The organism is Pectobacterium brasiliense, from assembly GCF_016950255.1.
In the GTDB taxonomy this organism is placed as follows: Bacteria; Pseudomonadota; Gammaproteobacteria; order Enterobacterales; family Enterobacteriaceae; genus Pectobacterium; species Pectobacterium brasiliense.
In genome coordinates this window covers 3,002,262-3,018,563 of sequence record NZ_JACGFN010000001.1, presented here as the reverse complement: position 1 = coordinate 3,018,563, position 16,302 = coordinate 3,002,262, and the positions used below count along the sequence as shown (strand labels likewise).

The window sequence follows — 16,302 nt, the reverse complement described above, 5'->3', positions numbered from 1 at the left end:
AGAAGTCCCTATAATGCGCCTCCACTGACACGGCAACAGCGACACGCAGTTGCGGTAACAGGAAAAAAGATTCACCGAAGGCGGTCAGTAATGACTTGACTTCACAGCGGAAAAGCATAGTATATGCAGCCCGCGCCACCGATGAAGTGGCACTGCTCTTTAACAATTTAATCAGACAATCTGTGTGGGCACTCACAAGACCGTATCTTAACGATATAAAAAGTCTTGAAGAGTGAACAACAGTAAATTCATTACGAATAAACAGTTTTAATTCTTTGAGCATCGCTGACGAGTTCAGCAAATCAAACAAATCTTAAATTGAAGAGTTTGATCATGGCTCAGATTGAACGCTGGCGGCAGGCCTAACACATGCAAGTCGAGCGGTAGCACAGAAGAGCTTGCTCTTTGGGTGACGAGCGGCGGACGGGTGAGTAATGTCTGGGAAACTGCCTGATGGAGGGGGATAACTACTGGAAACGGTAGCTAATACCGCATAACCTCGCAAGAGCAAAGAGGGGGACCTTAGGGCCTCTCGCCATCAGATGTGCCCAGATGGGATTAGCTAGTAGGTGAGGTAATGGCTCACCTAGGCGACGATCCCTAGCTGGTCTGAGAGGATGACCAGCCACACTGGAACTGAGACACGGTCCAGACTCCTACGGGAGGCAGCAGTGGGGAATATTGCACAATGGGCGCAAGCCTGATGCAGCCATGCCGCGTGTGTGAAGAAGGCCTTCGGGTTGTAAAGCACTTTCAGCGGGGAGGAAGGCAGTAAGGTTAATAACCTTGCTGATTGACGTTACCCGCAGAAGAAGCACCGGCTAACTCCGTGCCAGCAGCCGCGGTAATACGGAGGGTGCAAGCGTTAATCGGAATGACTGGGCGTAAAGCGCACGCAGGCGGTCTGTTAAGTTGGATGTGAAATCCCCGGGCTTAACCTGGGAACTGCATTCAAAACTGACAGGCTAGAGTCTTGTAGAGGGGGGTAGAATTCCAGGTGTAGCGGTGAAATGCGTAGAGATCTGGAGGAATACCGGTGGCGAAGGCGGCCCCCTGGACAAAGACTGACGCTCAGGTGCGAAAGCGTGGGGAGCAAACAGGATTAGATACCCTGGTAGTCCACGCTGTAAACGATGTCGATTTGGAGGTTGTGCCCTTGAGGCGTGGCTTCCGGAGCTAACGCGTTAAATCGACCGCCTGGGGAGTACGGCCGCAAGGTTAAAACTCAAATGAATTGACGGGGGCCCGCACAAGCGGTGGAGCATGTGGTTTAATTCGATGCAACGCGAAGAACCTTACCTACTCTTGACATCCAGAGAACTTAGCAGAGATGCTTTGGTGCCTTCGGGAACTCTGAGACAGGTGCTGCATGGCTGTCGTCAGCTCGTGTTGTGAAATGTTGGGTTAAGTCCCGCAACGAGCGCAACCCTTATCCTTTGTTGCCAGCGATTCGGTCGGGAACTCAAAGGAGACTGCCGGTGATAAACCGGAGGAAGGTGGGGATGACGTCAAGTCATCATGGCCCTTACGAGTAGGGCTACACACGTGCTACAATGGCGTATACAAAGAGAAGCGACCTCGCGAGAGCAAGCGGACCTCATAAAGTACGTCGTAGTCCGGATTGGAGTCTGCAACTCGACTCCATGAAGTCGGAATCGCTAGTAATCGTAGATCAGAATGCTACGGTGAATACGTTCCCGGGCCTTGTACACACCGCCCGTCACACCATGGGAGTGGGTTGCAAAAGAAGTAGGTAGCTTAACCTTCGGGAGGGCGCTTACCACTTTGTGATTCATGACTGGGGTGAAGTCGTAACAAGGTAACCGTAGGGGAACCTGCGGTTGGATCACCTCCTTACCAAGAAGATGTGCGTTGAGTGAAGTGCTCACACAGATTGTCTGATGAAAATAACGAGCAGAAATACCTTAATAGGCTTGTAGCTCAGGTGGTTAGAGCGCACCCCTGATAAGGGTGAGGTCGGTGGTTCAAGTCCACTCAGGCCTACCAACTCTTCCGTGAGTGGTATCTAAGGTATCTGTAAGCAACGATGGGGTTATAGCTCAGCTGGGAGAGCGCCTGCCTTGCACGCAGGAGGTCTGCGGTTCGATCCCGCATAGCTCCACCATCACTACTCGCTGTATAGAAAATTTCAGAGTGTACCTGTTTGGGTGCACTGCGAAGTTTTGCTCTTTAACAATCTGGAACAAGCTGAAAATTGAAACATGACAGCTGAACAATTATGACCGCCTTCGGGTGTGTCGTGATGAATCAGTCTGTCAATGAGTCTCTCAAATAATCGCAGCGCGATGATGAATCAATCGAAACATCTTCGGGTTGTGAGGTTAAGCGACTAAGCGTACACGGTGGATGCCTAGGCAGTCAGAGGCGATGAAGGGCGTGCTAATCTGCGATAAGCGTCGGTAAGCTGATATGAAGCGTTATACCCGACGATACCCGAATGGGGAAACCCAGTGTGTTTCGACACACTATCATGACATGAATACATAGTGTCATGAGGCGAACCGGGGGAACTGAAACATCTCAGTACCCCGAGGAAAAGAAATCAACCGAGATTCCCCCAGTAGCGGCGAGCGAACGGGGAGGAGCCCAGAACCTGAATCAGTTTGTGTGTTAGTGGAAGCGTCTGGAAAGTCGCACAGTAAAGGGTGATAGTCCCGTACACAAAAATGCACAAGCTGTGAGTTCGATGAGTAGGGCGGGACACGTGACATCCTGTCTGAATATGGGGGGACCATCCTCCAAGGCTAAATACTCCTGACTGACCGATAGTGAACCAGTACCGTGAGGGAAAGGCGAAAAGAACCCCGGCGAGGGGAGTGAAATAGAACCTGAAACCGTGTACGTACAAGCAGTGGGAGCCTACTTGTTAGGTGACTGCGTACCTTTTGTATAATGGGTCAGCGACTTATATTCTGTAGCAAGGTTAACCGTATAGGGGAGCCGCAGGGAAACCGAGTCTTAACTGGGCGTTAAGTTGCAGGGTATAGACCCGAAACCCGGTGATCTAGCCATGGGCAGGTTGAAGGTTGGGTAACACTAACTGGAGGACCGAACCGACTAATGTTGAAAAATTAGCGGATGACTTGTGGCTGGGGGTGAAAGGCCAATCAAACCGGGAGATAGCTGGTTCTCCCCGAAAGCTATTTAGGTAGCGCCTCGTGAACTCATCTTCGGGGGTAGAGCACTGTTTCGGCTAGGGGGTCATCCCGACTTACCAACCCGATGCAAACTACGAATACCGAAGAATGTTATCACGGGAGACACACGGCGGGTGCTAACGTTCGTCGTGAAGAGGGAAACAACCCAGACCGCCAGCTAAGGTCCCAAAGTCATGGTTAAGTGGGAAACGATGTGGGAAGGCACAGACAGCCAGGATGTTGGCTTAGAAGCAGCCATCATTTAAAGAAAGCGTAATAGCTCACTGGTCGAGTCGGCCTGCGCGGAAGATGTAACGGGGCTAAACCATGCACCGAAGCTGCGGCAGCGACACTTAGGTGTTGTTGGGTAGGGGAGCGTTCTGTAAGCCTGCGAAGGTGGCCTGTGAGGGCTGCTGGAGGTATCAGAAGTGCGAATGCTGACATAAGTAACGATAATGCGGGTGAAAAACCCGCACGCCGGAAGACCAAGGGTTCCTGTCCAACGTTAATCGGGGCAGGGTGAGTCGACCCCTAAGGCGAGGCTGAAAAGCGTAGTCGATGGGAAACAGGTTAATATTCCTGTACTCGGTGTTACTGCGAAGGGGGGACGGAGAAAGCTAGGTTATCCGGGCGACGGTTGTCCCGGTTTAAGCGTGAAGGTGGATGACTTTGGTAAATCCGGGTCATCGTTAACACTGAGGCGTGATGACGAGTCACTACGGTGATGAAGTAACCGATGCTACGCTTCCAGGAAAAGCCTCTAAGCTCCAGGTAACATCAAATCGTACCCCAAACCGACACAGGTGGTCAGGTAGAGAATACTCAGGCGCTTGAGAGAACTCGGGTGAAGGAACTAGGCAAAATGGTGCCGTAACTTCGGGAGAAGGCACGCTGATGGTAAGTGAAGTGACTTGCTCATGGAGCTGAAATCAGTCGAAGATACCAGCTGGCTGCAACTGTTTAATAAAAACACAGCACTGTGCAAACACGAAAGTGGACGTATACGGTGTGACGCCTGCCCGGTGCCGGAAGGTTAATTGATGGGGTCAGCCGCAAGGCGAAGCTCTTGATCGAAGCCCCGGTAAACGGCGGCCGTAACTATAACGGTCCTAAGGTAGCGAAATTCCTTGTCGGGTAAGTTCCGACCTGCACGAATGGCGTAATGATGGCCAGGCTGTCTCCACCCGAGACTCAGTGAAATTGAACTCGCTGTGAAGATGCAGTGTACCCGCGGCAAGACGGAAAGACCCCGTGAACCTTTACTATAGCTTGACACTGAACCTTGAGCCTTGATGTGTAGGATAGGTGGGAGGCTTTGAAGTGTGGACGCCAGTCTGCATGGAGCCAACCTTGAAATACCACCCTTTAATGTTTGATGTTCTAACGTGGACCCGTGATCCGGGTTGCGGACAGTGTCTGGTGGGTAGTTTGACTGGGGCGGTCTCCTCCCAAAGCGTAACGGAGGAGCACGAAGGTTAGCTAATCCTGGTCGGACATCAGGAGGTTAGTGCAAAGGCATAAGCTAGCTTGACTGCGAGAGTGACAGCTCGAGCAGGTGCGAAAGCAGGTCTTAGTGATCCGGTGGTTCTGAATGGAAGGGCCATCGCTCAACGGATAAAAGGTACTCCGGGGATAACAGGCTGATACCGCCCAAGAGTTCATATCGACGGCGGTGTTTGGCACCTCGATGTCGGCTCATCACATCCTGGGGCTGAAGTAGGTCCCAAGGGTATGGCTGTTCGCCATTTAAAGTGGTACGCGAGCTGGGTTTAGAACGTCGTGAGACAGTTCGGTCCCTATCTGCCGTGGGCGTTGGAAGATTGAGAGGGGTTGCTCCTAGTACGAGAGGACCGGAGTGAACGCACCACTGGTGTACGGGTTGTGATGCCAATTGCATTGCCCGGTAGCTAAGTGCGGAAGAGATAACCGCTGAAAGCATCTAAGCGGGAAACTTGCCTCGAGATGAGTCTTCCCTGGGCACCAGATGCCCCTGAAGGGCCGTTGAAGACGACGACGTAGATAGGCTGGGTGTGTAAGCGTAGCGATACGTTGAGCTAACCAGTACTAATGACCCGAGAGGCTTAACCTTACAACACCGAAGGTGTTTTGTGGGTGATGAAAGACTCATAGAGAACGATGTTCAGCTTGTTCAGAGATTGGTTCTGGTGGTTACGTGATGACAAGAGAGATAAAGTCAGCACAGTAACGGCTGGAATGAAACAGAATTTGCCTGGCGGCGATAGCGCGGTGGTCCCACCTGACCCCATGCCGAACTCAGAAGTGAAACGCCGTAGCGCCGATGGTAGTGTGGGGCTTCCCCATGTGAGAGTAGGGAACTGCCAGGCATCAAATAAGTGGAAAGCCCCTGTCGAAAGACAGGGGCTTTTTGCTATGGGGAATTTGGGATTATGTGCAACGGTTTGCTGCTCACCGTTGTGCATTTATTTAGGTGTATCCGGCAGAACAACCTTGCTACCAAGAGATATGGGGCGAAAATCAACCTCCTACCAGACATTACCCAATGGTTCAGTGTGAGCGGTAGTCTATTCCGCACTACAAACTGTTATTTTTGAGCCATTGTCGGATAAAAGCAGCAACCTGTTCTGGTTGATTGATATCGAGCACAAGAAGTCGGGTGTCTATCTCCGTATCCGCTGCAATCGCAATGACATGTTCATCGATCAAATTACTTAATTCTCTACCCAACGATTGGCGAAACAAGGCTATTTTAGCGATCTTCTCGTGTTTGAACCCCTCAACCAGCACTAGATCGAGAGCTGATGCATCCATTTTCCCAGCTAGATCGTAAATATTGGGTTCTTCCTGATCAGGCGTCTCCGTCATTAGCGCCCACCGTTGGCTGCTGGCTACAATCGTTTGTGCTGCACCTGCCTTACGGAGTTCATAGCTATCTTTACCTGGCGTATCAATATCCATCTGGTGATGTGTATGTTTAATAAGTCCGACTCTAACGCCATGATGAGCTAGCAGCGGGATGACGTGTTTAAGTAATGTCGTTTTACCTGTACCGCTATAAGCAGTAATAGCGAGCAAGGGGACACGATTAGGATTCACGGTGTTGCTTCTCCCAATTGGATAAATCTTCAGGCGAATTCATATTGCGAAAAGCTTCAGGCTGATCGCTAAATGAAACGGCGTTTGCTTCAACCTGTTCCATAAATAGCATCAGCTTACGGTTTCCGAGATGCAGATAGGTCTCTAGTGATTCAATAAGGTTTTTATTGATTAAGAGTAATGTGGGATGTGGTCGTTCTCCATCAGTGGCATAAGCCGCATTGGCTTCCCCACGTGCTTGCCACAAGCGGTTTACCAGATCGCAAGGGAGCGCAGGGACATCGCAAGGGACGAATGCAACCCATTCGGATGGAGAGGCATGTAATCCACTCAGAATACCCGCCAGCGGGCCAAGAAAGCTTGTATCAAAGTCACTAATAATGCGGCAGCCACTTTGTGCATACACAGCCTGATTGCGATTAGCGCTGATCATGACTTCATTAACCTGTGCTTTAAGCCGAGACAGGACATGCAGATATAGCGGCTCACCGTTCAGTGCTATCAGACCTTTATCGTGCCCGCCCATGCGAGTTGCACGCCCGCCTGCGAGAATAACGCCTGTAATCATTTCACTTTCCAATTATCGATGCCCACTTTCCTCTACCGAAAGTTTGTGGTGCTAAACCATACGCTATTCTCTGAAAACTTTCGCAGAAGACCAAGTTCTTTCCTCATGTGAGCAAGGCTGTTATTTTTATCGCTATATACTCAATAGCGCTCAAGTCGCTTCCTGCATATTGAAATTTATTGAGTACAAATCGTTGTTAAGGAGAAAAAAATGAAATGTCATCGTGTTAATGAGTTGGTTGAACTGTTGCACCCAGCCTGGCAAAAAGAGCCCGATTTAAATCTGGTGCAATTTTTACAAAACCTTGCACAGGAGGCGGGGTTCGAGGGGCAGTTAAATGAACTGACTGATGATATCCTTATTTACCATCTAAAAATGCGTGATGCAGATAAAGAACAAGTCATCCCCGGGTTGAAGAAGGATTACGAAGAAGATTTTAAGACAGCTTTGCTTCGTGCCCGGGGAGTTATTAAAGACTAGTGGAAAGGAATAACACGTTCATGATGCTTACTATTGCACGCATATCTCTTACGTTGCCTCTAACCATTTGTGGCCGTGATGAATAGTTCGATATTTAATTTTCAGACGCTATTCCCAGATCTGATCGTGGATGCCTTACTGGATGTTGGGCTGCGCGTTGATTCTGGTTTGACGGCATTAAACAGTTATGAGAACAGGGTGTATCAGTTTGCGGATGAAGATCGTAAACGATTCGTGGTGAAATTTTATCGCCCAGAACGGTGGAGTGCAGCACAGATTCAGGAAGAGCATATTTTTGCCCAGCAATTGGCAGAAGATGAAGTCCCTATTGTCGCGCCCGTCTCGCTTAATGGGCAAACGTTGAACTCCTATGAAGGGTTTCATTTTGCCGTATTTCCCAGCGTGGGTGGGCGGCAGTATGAAATGGATAATGAAGACCAGCTAGAGTGGGTCGGTCGTTTTCTCGGCCGGATTCACCAGACGGGGCAGAAATCGTTATTCACCGAGCGTCCAACGATCGGGATAAATGAATACCTGCATGAATCTTATCGGTTGTTGGAGACATGTCCGCTAATACCGAAAATACATCGACATGATTTTTTACAAGCGACCCGTCAGCTGATTGATACAGTTGAAACTTATTGGCATAACGATTGGCGACCACTGCGTCTGCATGGGGATTGTCATCCAGGCAATATTTTGTGGCGTGATGGCCCGCTATTTGTGGATTTGGATGATGCCCGTAATGGTCCGGCAATACAGGATTTATGGATGCTGTTGCACGGTGACCGTCGTGAACAACGTATTCAACTGGATATCTTGTTAGAAGCCTATAGCGAATTTGCGGAATTTCAGGAGAAAGAACTCTCGCTGATTGAGCCTCTTCGTGCGATGCGGCAGGTTTATTATCTGGCTTGGGTTGCCCGTCGCTGGGAAGACCCCGCTTTTCCGAAAAATTTCCCCTGGATGACGGATGCTGATTTCTGGTTGAAGCAAACGGCAATATTTATTGGGCAAACTCAGCTGTTGCAGGAACCTCCTCTACAGCTAATGCCAATGTACTGAAATTAAATGGAGAGAGTTAAATTTATGAAAAAGTTATGGCTTGCGCTGATTGGCGTTGTTCTGGCATTTAGTGCTTCTGCTGCAGAGTTTTCTGACGGCAAGCAATATGTAGAATTAGATAAACCTGCAACCCAAGAGCCTCAGGTTCTTGAGTTCTTCTCATTCTATTGCCCGCACTGCTATCAATTTGAACAGGTTTACCACGTTCCAGATGCAGTAAAAAAAGCGTTGCCAGAGGGTACGAAGATGACACGTTATCACGTGGACTTCCTGGGCCCATTGGGTAAAAACCTGACGCAGGCATGGGCTGTTGCTATGGCGCTGGGTGTTGAAGATAAAATTACCCCGCTGATGTTTGATGCGGTTCAGAAAACACAGACTGTACAAAAACCGGAAGATATTCGTGAAGTCTTTGTGAAAGCCGGTGTAAGTGCGGAAGAATTTGATGGTGCTCTGAATAGCTTTGTTGTGAAATCTCTGGTTGCCCAGCAGGAAAAAGCGGCCGCCGATTTACAATTACGCGGCGTTCCAGCCATGTTCGTTAACGGTAAATATATGATCAAGAATGATGGTCTTGATACCAGTTCAATGGATGGGTATGTAAAACAGTACGCTGACGTGGTGAAGTTCCTCATTACCAAGAAGTAATTATTTAATAAGTCATGCGGGTAAAACCGCATGACTTTATACCTTCCCGCGGTTCATCTTCTTATCTTTTATATCTCATCAGCTCCCAATATCTATATATCTACGTGTTTATATCCACAAATTGGATGACGGTTTATCACGCCTTAAAAATAAACAGGTTATATTATAACTCCATGAAATTAATGAATATAAAAAAACAACTTGAGATAATAAGGGAAATTAGCAATTAAGCGGATAAAACTACTCACAAAGTTATCCACAGGAAGATCTTGCGAGGATCCATGCAAAATCAGCCAATATCTCACGTTAAGGATCGTCTCTTTCCCTGACCTATGGCATGCTTAGTGCTATGACAGACCACAACGATCATGGCAGGCTATGGCTCAGATTGCAGAAAATCCTTTAATACTGGTAGACGGTTCATCCTATTTGTATCGTGCTTATCACGCTTTCCCACCGTTAACAAACAGCGCGGGAGAAGCCACTGGTGCAATGTATGGCGTACTGAATATGCTACGCAGTTTGCTGCTGCAATATCAGCCCAGCCACGTTGCCGTCGTTTTTGATGCGAAAGGGAAAACGTTTCGCGATGAACTATTCGAAAATTATAAGGCTCACCGCCCACCGATGCCGGAGGATCTACGCGAGCAAATAGAGCCTCTGCATCAGATGGTGAAAGCAATGGGGTTGCCGCTTCTGGCGGTTTCCGGCGTAGAAGCGGACGATGTGATTGGTACGCTCGCCGTTCAGGCTGAAAAAGCGGGTAAACCGGTGCTGATTAGTACCGGCGATAAAGATATGGCGCAGCTGGTGACGCCGAGCGTGACGCTCATTAATACCATGAATAACTCGATTCTTGGCCCACAGGAAGTGTGTGATAAGTACGGTATTCCTCCTGAGCTGATTATCGATTTTCTTGCGCTGATGGGAGATGCATCAGATAACATTCCCGGCGTACCTGGCGTGGGTGAAAAAACGGCTCAAGCGCTATTGCAAGGGCTTGGCGGGCTGGATTCGCTCTATGCCAATCTTGATAAAATTGCCGGGCTTTCCTTCCGTGGTGCGAAAACCATGGCGCCGAAGCTGGAACAGCACAAAGACGTGGCCTACCTCTCTTATCAGCTAGCCACCATTAAAACGGATGTCGAGCTGGAGCTTAGCTGCGATCAGCTCACCGTTAACGAGCTGGATGTGGATGAGCTGCATCGTCTCTTTTCCCGCTATGAATTTAAACGCTGGTTATCGGATATTGAATCCGGTACCTGGATGCAGGGTAAAAAGAGCAGCCAGCCTGTCCAGGCTGTCAGTAACGCGGTGGTTGAGCAAGTTGCTGAAGAAGATAATGCGCCTACACTTTCTGCCGACGGTTATGTCACGATTCTTGATGAAAAAACGCTGCTCGATTGGGTTGAGCGTTTAAAGCTGGCTGAAGTTTTCGCTTTTGATACGGAAACCGACGGGCTGGATACACTCACCGCTAATCTGATTGGGTTGTCATTCGCCATTAAGCCGGGTGAAGCCGCTTATTTGCCGCTGGCGCATGACTACCTGGATGCGCCGGAACAGTTGGATCGCACCAAAGTGCTGGCCTTGTTCAAACCGCTGCTGGAAGATGAGAAGCTGCTTAAGATTGGTCAGAATCTCAAATTTGATAAAGGCGTGATGCAGCGGTATGACATCGATTTACGCGGCATCGCGTTTGATACCATGCTGGAATCTTATGTGCTCGACAGCGTGGCGGGCCGCCACGATATGGATAGCCTGGCCGAACGCTATCTGAGCCACAAAACCATTACCTTTGAAGAGATCGCGGGTAAGGGAAAAAATCAGCTGACGTTTAATCAGATTGCACTGGAACAGGCTGGGCCTTATGCAGCCGAGGATGCGGACGTTACGCTGCATCTGCACCAGAAGCTCTGGGGGAAACTCCAGCCGCATGCCGATCTGTGCCAGGTTTTCCAGACGATTGATATGCCGCTGGTGCCGGTTTTATCCCGCATCGAGCGTACAGGCGTGCTGATCGATCCTGCTATTCTCGCGGAACACTCAAAAGAGCTCACAATCCGTCTGGCAGAGCTGGAAACACAAGCCTATGAGCTGGCGGGCGAAGAGTTCAATCTCTCATCGACCAAGCAGCTACAGGGTATTCTGTATGAAAAGCAAAAGCTGCCGATTCTGAAGAAAACGCCAAAAGGCGCACCGTCAACCAATGAGGAAGTGCTGGCTGAACTGGCGCTGGATTACCCTCTGCCGAAGTTGATCCTGGAATATCGTGGGTTGGCCAAGCTGAAATCTACTTACACCGATAAGCTGCCGTTGATGATCAATCCGGCGACGAAGCGTGTTCATACGTCTTATCATCAGGCTGTTACTGCGACTGGGCGCTTGTCTTCCAGTGATCCGAACCTGCAAAACATCCCGGTTCGTAATGACGAAGGGCGCCGTATTCGTCAGGCATTCATTGCGCCGAAGGGCTACAGCATTGTGGCGGCGGACTACTCGCAAATCGAACTGCGCATCATGGCGCACCTATCGGGTGATAAAGGGCTGTTGAACGCGTTTGCGAACGGGTTGGATATCCACCGTGCAACGGCGTCAGAAGTGTTTGGCATCGCACTGGATAAGGTGACATCGGAACAGCGTCGCAGTGCGAAAGCGATTAACTTCGGTCTGATCTACGGCATGAGCGCGTTTGGCTTGTCGCGTCAGTTGAATATTCCCCGTAGCGAATCGCAGAAATACATGAACCTGTATTTTGAACGTTACCCAGGTGTGCAGGATTACATGGAACGTACGCGCCAACAGGCCGCAGAGCATGGCTATGTGTCCACATTGGATGGTCGTCGTCTCTATCTGCCCGATATCCATTCTCGTAATGCGATGGCGCGTAAAGGCGCAGAACGTGCGGCGATTAACGCCCCAATGCAGGGCACCGCCGCCGATATTATTAAGAAAGCAATGATCGCGATTGACGATTGGCTACAGAAAGACACGCCGAAGGTGAAGATGATCATGCAGGTTCACGATGAATTGGTTTTCGAGATTCATGATTCGGTTATTGAAGAATCCATTAGTAAAATCAAAGCATTAATGGAAGGTTGTATGCAATTGAATGTTCCGTTACAGGTAGACATCGGTACGGGCATGAACTGGGATGAAGCACATTAATGGCCGATTCTTACGCTATTTCTGTAATTAAATAACAGTATTGTGTGACCTGGTTTAACTTTGTGTAATCGATAACCATTTTCTATGAAAGTAAACAACAAAAAAGCCTTTGTTCCCGTGAAAAAATAGGGTAGAGTTAAAGACGTAGGGTACAGAGGTAAGATGTTCTATCTTTCAGACCTTTTACTTCACGTAATCGGATTTGGCTGAATATTAGCCGCCCCGCTCAGTTTTGAGCGGGGCGTTTTTTATGGGCTTTATCCAGGATTTTTACCCTTAAAACGCCGGTAGCCGTGTAGCAGACAGCAATATGTCAACATGGTTTCGCGTGTGAAAATAACGTTTCTGGTGGGCGATCATTGCGGGAAAGCGGGGGCGTGATGCGAGTGATAATACTCTGCACCACGCGAAAGGATTACTCTGCTTCTTGTTCTTCTTCAGCGTGTTCCAACGTGCTGAACCAGTTATCCAATTTCTGCCGTAGTTTGTCGACGCCGAGCTTTTTCAGTGACGAAAATGCTTCGACCTGAATATCACCCATAAATGGCAAGACAGCCTCGCGAACCATGTTCAACTGTGTCTTACGCGCGCCTGAAGCCAGCTTATCGGCTTTGGTCAGCAGCACTAAGACTGGAAGCTGGACATCAACAGCCCACTGAATCATTTGCTGATCGAGATCTTTCAGCGGATGGCGAATATCCATCAGCACAACCAGACCCTTAAGGCTGTTACGCTTTTGCAGGTATTCACCGAGCGCACGTTGCCATTTGATCTTCATTTGCTCCGGCACTTCGGCATAGCCATAGCCGGGAAGGTCGACCAAACGCACGCCGTCTACCACCTGAAACAGGTTAATCAACTGAGTACGGCCTGGCGTTTTACTGGTTCGTGCCAGGTTTTTCTGGTTGGTCAGCGTGTTCAGTGCGCTGGATTTTCCGGCATTAGAGCGCCCAGCAAAGGCCACTTCAATACCGCTATCTGTTGCCAGATGGCGAATATCCGGGGCGCTGATGATAAAACGCGTCATGTGGTAGTTATATTGCTGGGTCACGATGGTTATCTCTATCTGGATCTCTGTCTGGTTGGGGATTATACCTGTAACTGACAATAAAGGCGGCTTTATCTGTCGTGAAATGCGGCAGACTGATGCGAAAAGAAAAGCTCAGCTGTCTGATGTGGACGCTTTTTTATTCGCGGGCTTTCTGCTAGATTCCGCCGCACTTCCCTTATATCTGTGTACCTGAGAACAATATTATGAACCGACCTGTCAAAGGGGCTGCCGATAAGGCAGGGAAACCCAAAGTAAAAAGAAAGACCCGCGAAGAGCTGGAGCGTGAAGCGCGCGAGCGGAAAAAAGATAAAAAGCATCGTGGCAATGCGTCGGGCAGCCGAACTCAGGAAAAAGCCTCTACCGATCAGCGTTCTGGTCAGCGTAAAGTTGCCGATCCGCGTATCGGCAGCAAAAAGCCGGTACAGCTTGGTGTGTTAGACAGCGCTGTGGCTAAACCTAAGCCTAAATCGAAGCCTTCTGAGCCTGTGGAGAAAGTCGTTGCTGCGAAGCCGACAATGTCGCCGGAAGAAGAGCTGGAAATGTTAGAAAACGATGCGCGCCTGGATGCCTTGTTGGATCGTCTGGATAGCGGCGAGACGCTAAGCGCCAAAGATCAGTCATGGGTTGATGAAACGCTGGATCGTATCGACATCCTGATGGAAGAGCTTGGAATCGAGCTGGGTGATGATGACGAAGAAGAGCAGCAGGAAGATATGTTGCAGCTTTTGAAACGTAATAGCCCGAAAGACACGTTCTAATCAATGAAATGGCTGTTTCTGTTTCTGATATTGCTGGTTGCGTTTTATCTGCTCTGTCTGTTCAGTAAACTATGGCTATTGTCGAAGCGTAAGCACCGGTTGCATCGCGCCCTGTTTAACGGGCGCATGAATCAGGTGCGACACTTACGCCCAAGACAAAAACGCCGGGAGCGTTTTTGAACGTCACAACGTGACGGCCCTTAGGGCGAGTCTCATGGATGAGACGAGTAACAAAACGCCGGGAGCGTTTTTGAACGCCATTTTTGGTGATCTGAAGGAGGGGAAGGATAACCCACCGAGTAAAAACTGGAAGGAGTGAGCGAATATGTCGATACCGTCCGTTGACTGGGATCTGGCCCTGATTCAAAAATATAACTATTCCGGGCCGCGTTATACGTCTTATCCCACAGCGTTAGAATTCAGTGAAGCTTACGATGAGCCGGCGTTTCAGCAGGCCATTGCCCGTTATCCGCAGCGACCGCTGTCGCTGTATATCCACATCCCTTTTTGCCATCGGCTGTGCTATTTCTGCGGCTGTAATAAGCTGGTTACGCGTCAGCAGCATAAAGCGGATGAATACCTTGATGTGCTGGAGCTGGAAATCCGCCAGCGTGCGCCGCTATTCGTTGGACGAACGGTGACGCAATTGCATTGGGGTGGCGGTACACCAACCTATCTGAATAAAGTACAAATCAGCCGACTGATGTCGCTGCTGCGCGAGCAGTTCTCTTTTTCCGATCAGGCTGAGCTGTCGCTTGAAGTCGATCCGCGAGAAATTGAGCTGGACGTCCTCGATCATCTGCGTGCCGAAGGGTTTAACCGCCTGAGCATGGGCGTGCAGGATTTTAATAAAGACGTGCAGAAGCTGGTCAATCGTGAGCAGGATGAAGACTTTATTTTCGCCCTTATTGAACGGGCAAAAGCGCTGGGTTTCACCTCAACCAATATCGATTTGATTTACGGCCTGCCGAAACAAACGCCGGAAAGCTTCGCCTTTACGCTACAGCGCGTTGCAGAATTAAGCCCGCATCGGCTTAGCGTCTTTAACTATGCGCATTTACCGAGCCTGTTTGCCGCGCAGCGCAAGATTAAAGAAGCGGATCTACCGAGCGCGGAGCAAAAGCTGGATATTCTGCAACAGACGATTGGGTCGCTGACGCAATCGGGTTATCAGTTTATCGGTATGGATCACTTTGCTCGCCCAGACGATGAGCTGGCGGTGGCGCAGCGAGAAGGGAAACTGCATCGCAATTTCCAGGGCTATACGACGCAGGGCGACAGCGATCTGCTTGGGATGGGTGTGTCGGCGATTAGTATGATCGGTGATAGCTATGCTCAGAACCAGAAAGAGCTGAAGCAGTATTATGCGCAGGTCAAAGACCAAGGGAATGGCTTGTGGCGTGGGTTACAGCTGACGCGTGATGACTGCCTCCGCCGCGATGTGATTAAGACGCTCATTTGTAATTTCCAGCTCAGCTATGCGCCCATTGAGGCGGAATATGCTATCGATTTTAAAACCTACTTTGAGCAGGATTTAGCACTGCTTGCTCCGCTGGTGGCCGATGGGCTGGTCGAGAGTCAGGAAGACGGGCTGATGGTGACGCCGAAGGGACGGTTGCTGATCCGCAATATCTGTATGTGCTTTGACGTTTATCTACGCAGCAAGCTCAGAACACAGCAATTTTCCCGCGTGATTTAACTGCCCGGGGAGGGTGGCTATCCTAGGGGGAAAAGGCTTTAATGACAAGGAGATCGCATGTTTTCAGATAAAGAGATAGCCAGAGAATATCGGGATAAGGCACTTAACCTCGCGAACCTCATGTACAACGAGGTAAAAACATTACAGGGGAAAGTGCCAGAAGACGAGCACAAGAAATTTCGTGGCGTTGTAGGGAATGGCATTGTGGACGTATTCGATAAGCTGATTAAAGAGATTGAAGCGATGCATCCTGACCTGAAAGTGGCTGACATGCCAGCCTATACGGACGCTGAAAAACGTAAATAAAAAAACAGCCAGTAGATGTTTGCACCGACTGGCTGTTCTTGAACGTTTATAGGATTAACTAAAGAAGTTAATCAGTGCGGCACACAAAACGGCGGCAATAGCAGCCTGTGGCGAATGGCTTGCCGCGGAGCCAATTTCAGCGCCGTGTGTTGCAACGGAAAGCGTTGCCGCAGAAATCAATGAATCCAGCATGGTGTTCCTCCCGAATCAGCGACACGATCATACTGCTGACTCGAGGCAAGTAAAGGACAAATTAATGACAATTTCGTGCGCCAGATTGTATTTTTTATCACCAGTTTGTTTGTTAACAATTGAGCAATAAAAAA

12 protein-coding genes, 2 tRNA genes and 3 rRNA genes are annotated in these 16,302 nt (G+C 49.4%); 13 read left to right on the top strand and 4 right to left on the bottom strand.

The genetic code is table 11. The annotated features are described in order from the left end of the window. Positions 1-315: 315 nt before the first annotated feature. From H4F65_RS13390 to rrf, 5 genes are all read left to right on the top strand, one after another. Positions 316-1,857 (top strand): 16S ribosomal RNA (locus tag H4F65_RS13390). 73 nt (positions 1,858-1,930) lie between these two features. After that, positions 1,931-2,007 (top strand) — tRNA-Ile (locus H4F65_RS13385). Positions 2,008-2,049: 42 nt separating this feature from the next. Beyond that, positions 2,050-2,125 (top strand) — tRNA-Ala (locus H4F65_RS13380). Positions 2,126-2,340: 215 nt separating this feature from the next. Further along, positions 2,341-5,247: ribosomal RNA gene (locus tag H4F65_RS13375) — 23S ribosomal RNA — on the top strand. A 140-nt stretch (positions 5,248-5,387) separates the two neighbouring features. Beyond that, a 5S ribosomal RNA gene (gene rrf, locus H4F65_RS13370) occupies positions 5,388-5,503 on the top strand. Together the 16S, 23S and 5S rRNA genes with 2 tRNA genes alongside form the textbook arrangement of a ribosomal RNA operon. A 208-nt stretch (positions 5,504-5,711) precedes the next feature. Here rrf and mobB read toward each other — a convergent pair. After that, a complete protein-coding gene (mobB, locus tag H4F65_RS13365; protein ID WP_010281622.1) occupies positions 5,712-6,233 on the bottom strand; it encodes a molybdopterin-guanine dinucleotide biosynthesis protein MobB in 522 nt (173 codons plus the stop codon). Continuing rightward, positions 6,223-6,801: a molybdenum cofactor guanylyltransferase MobA gene (mobA, locus tag H4F65_RS13360; RefSeq protein ID WP_010281623.1), complete on the bottom strand. Its 579-nt coding sequence runs from the start codon at positions 6,799-6,801 to the stop codon at positions 6,223-6,225. Before mobA ends, mobB begins: the two co-directional genes overlap by 11 nt. 210 nt (positions 6,802-7,011) lie before the next feature. Here mobA and H4F65_RS13355 point away from each other — a divergent pair, with 210 nt between their 5' ends. The 5 genes from H4F65_RS13355 to spfP all read left to right on the top strand — a co-directional run bounded on the left by H4F65_RS13355 (position 7,012) and on the right by spfP (position 12,372). Next, on the top strand, positions 7,012-7,281 hold the full coding sequence (locus H4F65_RS13355; RefSeq protein WP_010281624.1) for a YihD family protein: 270 nt from the start codon (positions 7,012-7,014) through the stop codon (positions 7,279-7,281). Positions 7,282-7,359: 78 nt separating this feature from the next. Next, on the top strand, positions 7,360-8,346 hold the full coding sequence (locus H4F65_RS13350) for a serine/threonine protein kinase (RefSeq protein WP_010281625.1): 987 nt from the start codon (positions 7,360-7,362) through the stop codon (positions 8,344-8,346). A gap of 24 nt (positions 8,347-8,370) precedes the next feature. After that, on the top strand, positions 8,371-8,994 hold the full coding sequence (gene dsbA / locus H4F65_RS13345; protein WP_010281626.1) for a thiol:disulfide interchange protein DsbA: 624 nt from the start codon (positions 8,371-8,373) through the stop codon (positions 8,992-8,994). A gap of 378 nt (positions 8,995-9,372) precedes the next feature. Next, positions 9,373-12,162: a DNA polymerase I gene (gene polA, locus H4F65_RS13340; protein WP_010281627.1), complete on the top strand. Its 2,790-nt coding sequence runs from the start codon at positions 9,373-9,375 to the stop codon at positions 12,160-12,162. A 162-nt stretch (positions 12,163-12,324) separates the two neighbouring features. Further along, positions 12,325-12,372 carry a small protein SpfP gene (gene spfP, locus H4F65_RS22230; protein WP_071892919.1) on the top strand — a complete coding sequence of 16 codons (48 nt, stop codon included), beginning with the start codon at positions 12,325-12,327 and terminating at the stop codon, positions 12,370-12,372. Positions 12,373-12,577: 205 nt separating this feature from the next. On the opposite strand, the gene yihA is transcribed toward spfP, so the two are convergent. Next, complete coding sequence (gene yihA / locus H4F65_RS13335; protein WP_029367904.1) at positions 12,578-13,213, bottom strand: ribosome biogenesis GTP-binding protein YihA/YsxC; 636 nt, start codon at positions 13,211-13,213, stop codon at positions 12,578-12,580. Between the two features lie 203 nt (positions 13,214-13,416). On the opposite strand from yihA, the gene yihI reads away from it, so the two are divergent. The 3 genes from yihI (at position 13,417) to H4F65_RS13320 (ending at position 15,976) form a co-directional block, all read left to right on the top strand. Continuing rightward, positions 13,417-13,971 carry a Der GTPase-activating protein YihI gene (gene yihI / locus H4F65_RS13330; RefSeq protein WP_010281636.1) on the top strand — a complete coding sequence of 185 codons (555 nt, stop codon included), beginning with the start codon at positions 13,417-13,419 and terminating at the stop codon, positions 13,969-13,971. A gap of 325 nt (positions 13,972-14,296) precedes the next feature. Then, on the top strand, positions 14,297-15,670 hold the full coding sequence (gene hemN, locus H4F65_RS13325) for an oxygen-independent coproporphyrinogen III oxidase (protein WP_010281642.1): 1,374 nt from the start codon (positions 14,297-14,299) through the stop codon (positions 15,668-15,670). A 57-nt stretch (positions 15,671-15,727) separates the two neighbouring features. Then, the gene (locus tag H4F65_RS13320; protein ID WP_010281644.1) at positions 15,728-15,976 is read left to right on the top strand and encodes a hypothetical protein; all 249 of its coding nucleotides are present in this window, start codon (positions 15,728-15,730) and stop codon (positions 15,974-15,976) included. Positions 15,977-16,030: 54 nt separating this feature from the next. Here the strand turns inward: H4F65_RS13320 and H4F65_RS13315 are convergent, their stop codons facing one another. Next, positions 16,031-16,168 (bottom strand): YshB family small membrane protein, encoded by a 138-nt coding sequence (locus tag H4F65_RS13315; RefSeq protein WP_010281646.1) that lies wholly within the window; start codon positions 16,166-16,168, stop codon positions 16,031-16,033. Positions 16,169-16,302: the final 134 nt, after the last annotated feature.

What these genes read in the sequence shown, in the direction of transcription:
- mobA (WP_010281623.1), bottom strand. Translation starts at nt 6,801, where the DNA reads ATGATTACAGGCGTTATTCTCGCAGGCGGGCGTGCAACTCGCATGGGC.
- H4F65_RS13355 (WP_010281624.1), top strand. Translation starts at nt 7,012, where the DNA reads ATGAAATGTCATCGTGTTAATGAGTTGGTTGAACTGTTGCACCCAGCC.
- H4F65_RS13350 (WP_010281625.1), top strand. Translation starts at nt 7,360, where the DNA reads ATGAATAGTTCGATATTTAATTTTCAGACGCTATTCCCAGATCTGATC.
- dsbA (WP_010281626.1), top strand. Translation starts at nt 8,371, where the DNA reads ATGAAAAAGTTATGGCTTGCGCTGATTGGCGTTGTTCTGGCATTTAGT.
- polA (WP_010281627.1), top strand. Translation starts at nt 9,373, where the DNA reads ATGGCTCAGATTGCAGAAAATCCTTTAATACTGGTAGACGGTTCATCC.
- yihI (WP_010281636.1), top strand. Translation starts at nt 13,417, where the DNA reads ATGAACCGACCTGTCAAAGGGGCTGCCGATAAGGCAGGGAAACCCAAA.
- hemN (WP_010281642.1), top strand. Translation starts at nt 14,297, where the DNA reads ATGTCGATACCGTCCGTTGACTGGGATCTGGCCCTGATTCAAAAATAT.
- H4F65_RS13320 (WP_010281644.1), top strand. Translation starts at nt 15,728, where the DNA reads ATGTTTTCAGATAAAGAGATAGCCAGAGAATATCGGGATAAGGCACTT.
- H4F65_RS13315 (WP_010281646.1), bottom strand. Translation starts at nt 16,168, where the DNA reads ATGCTGGATTCATTGATTTCTGCGGCAACGCTTTCCGTTGCAACACAC.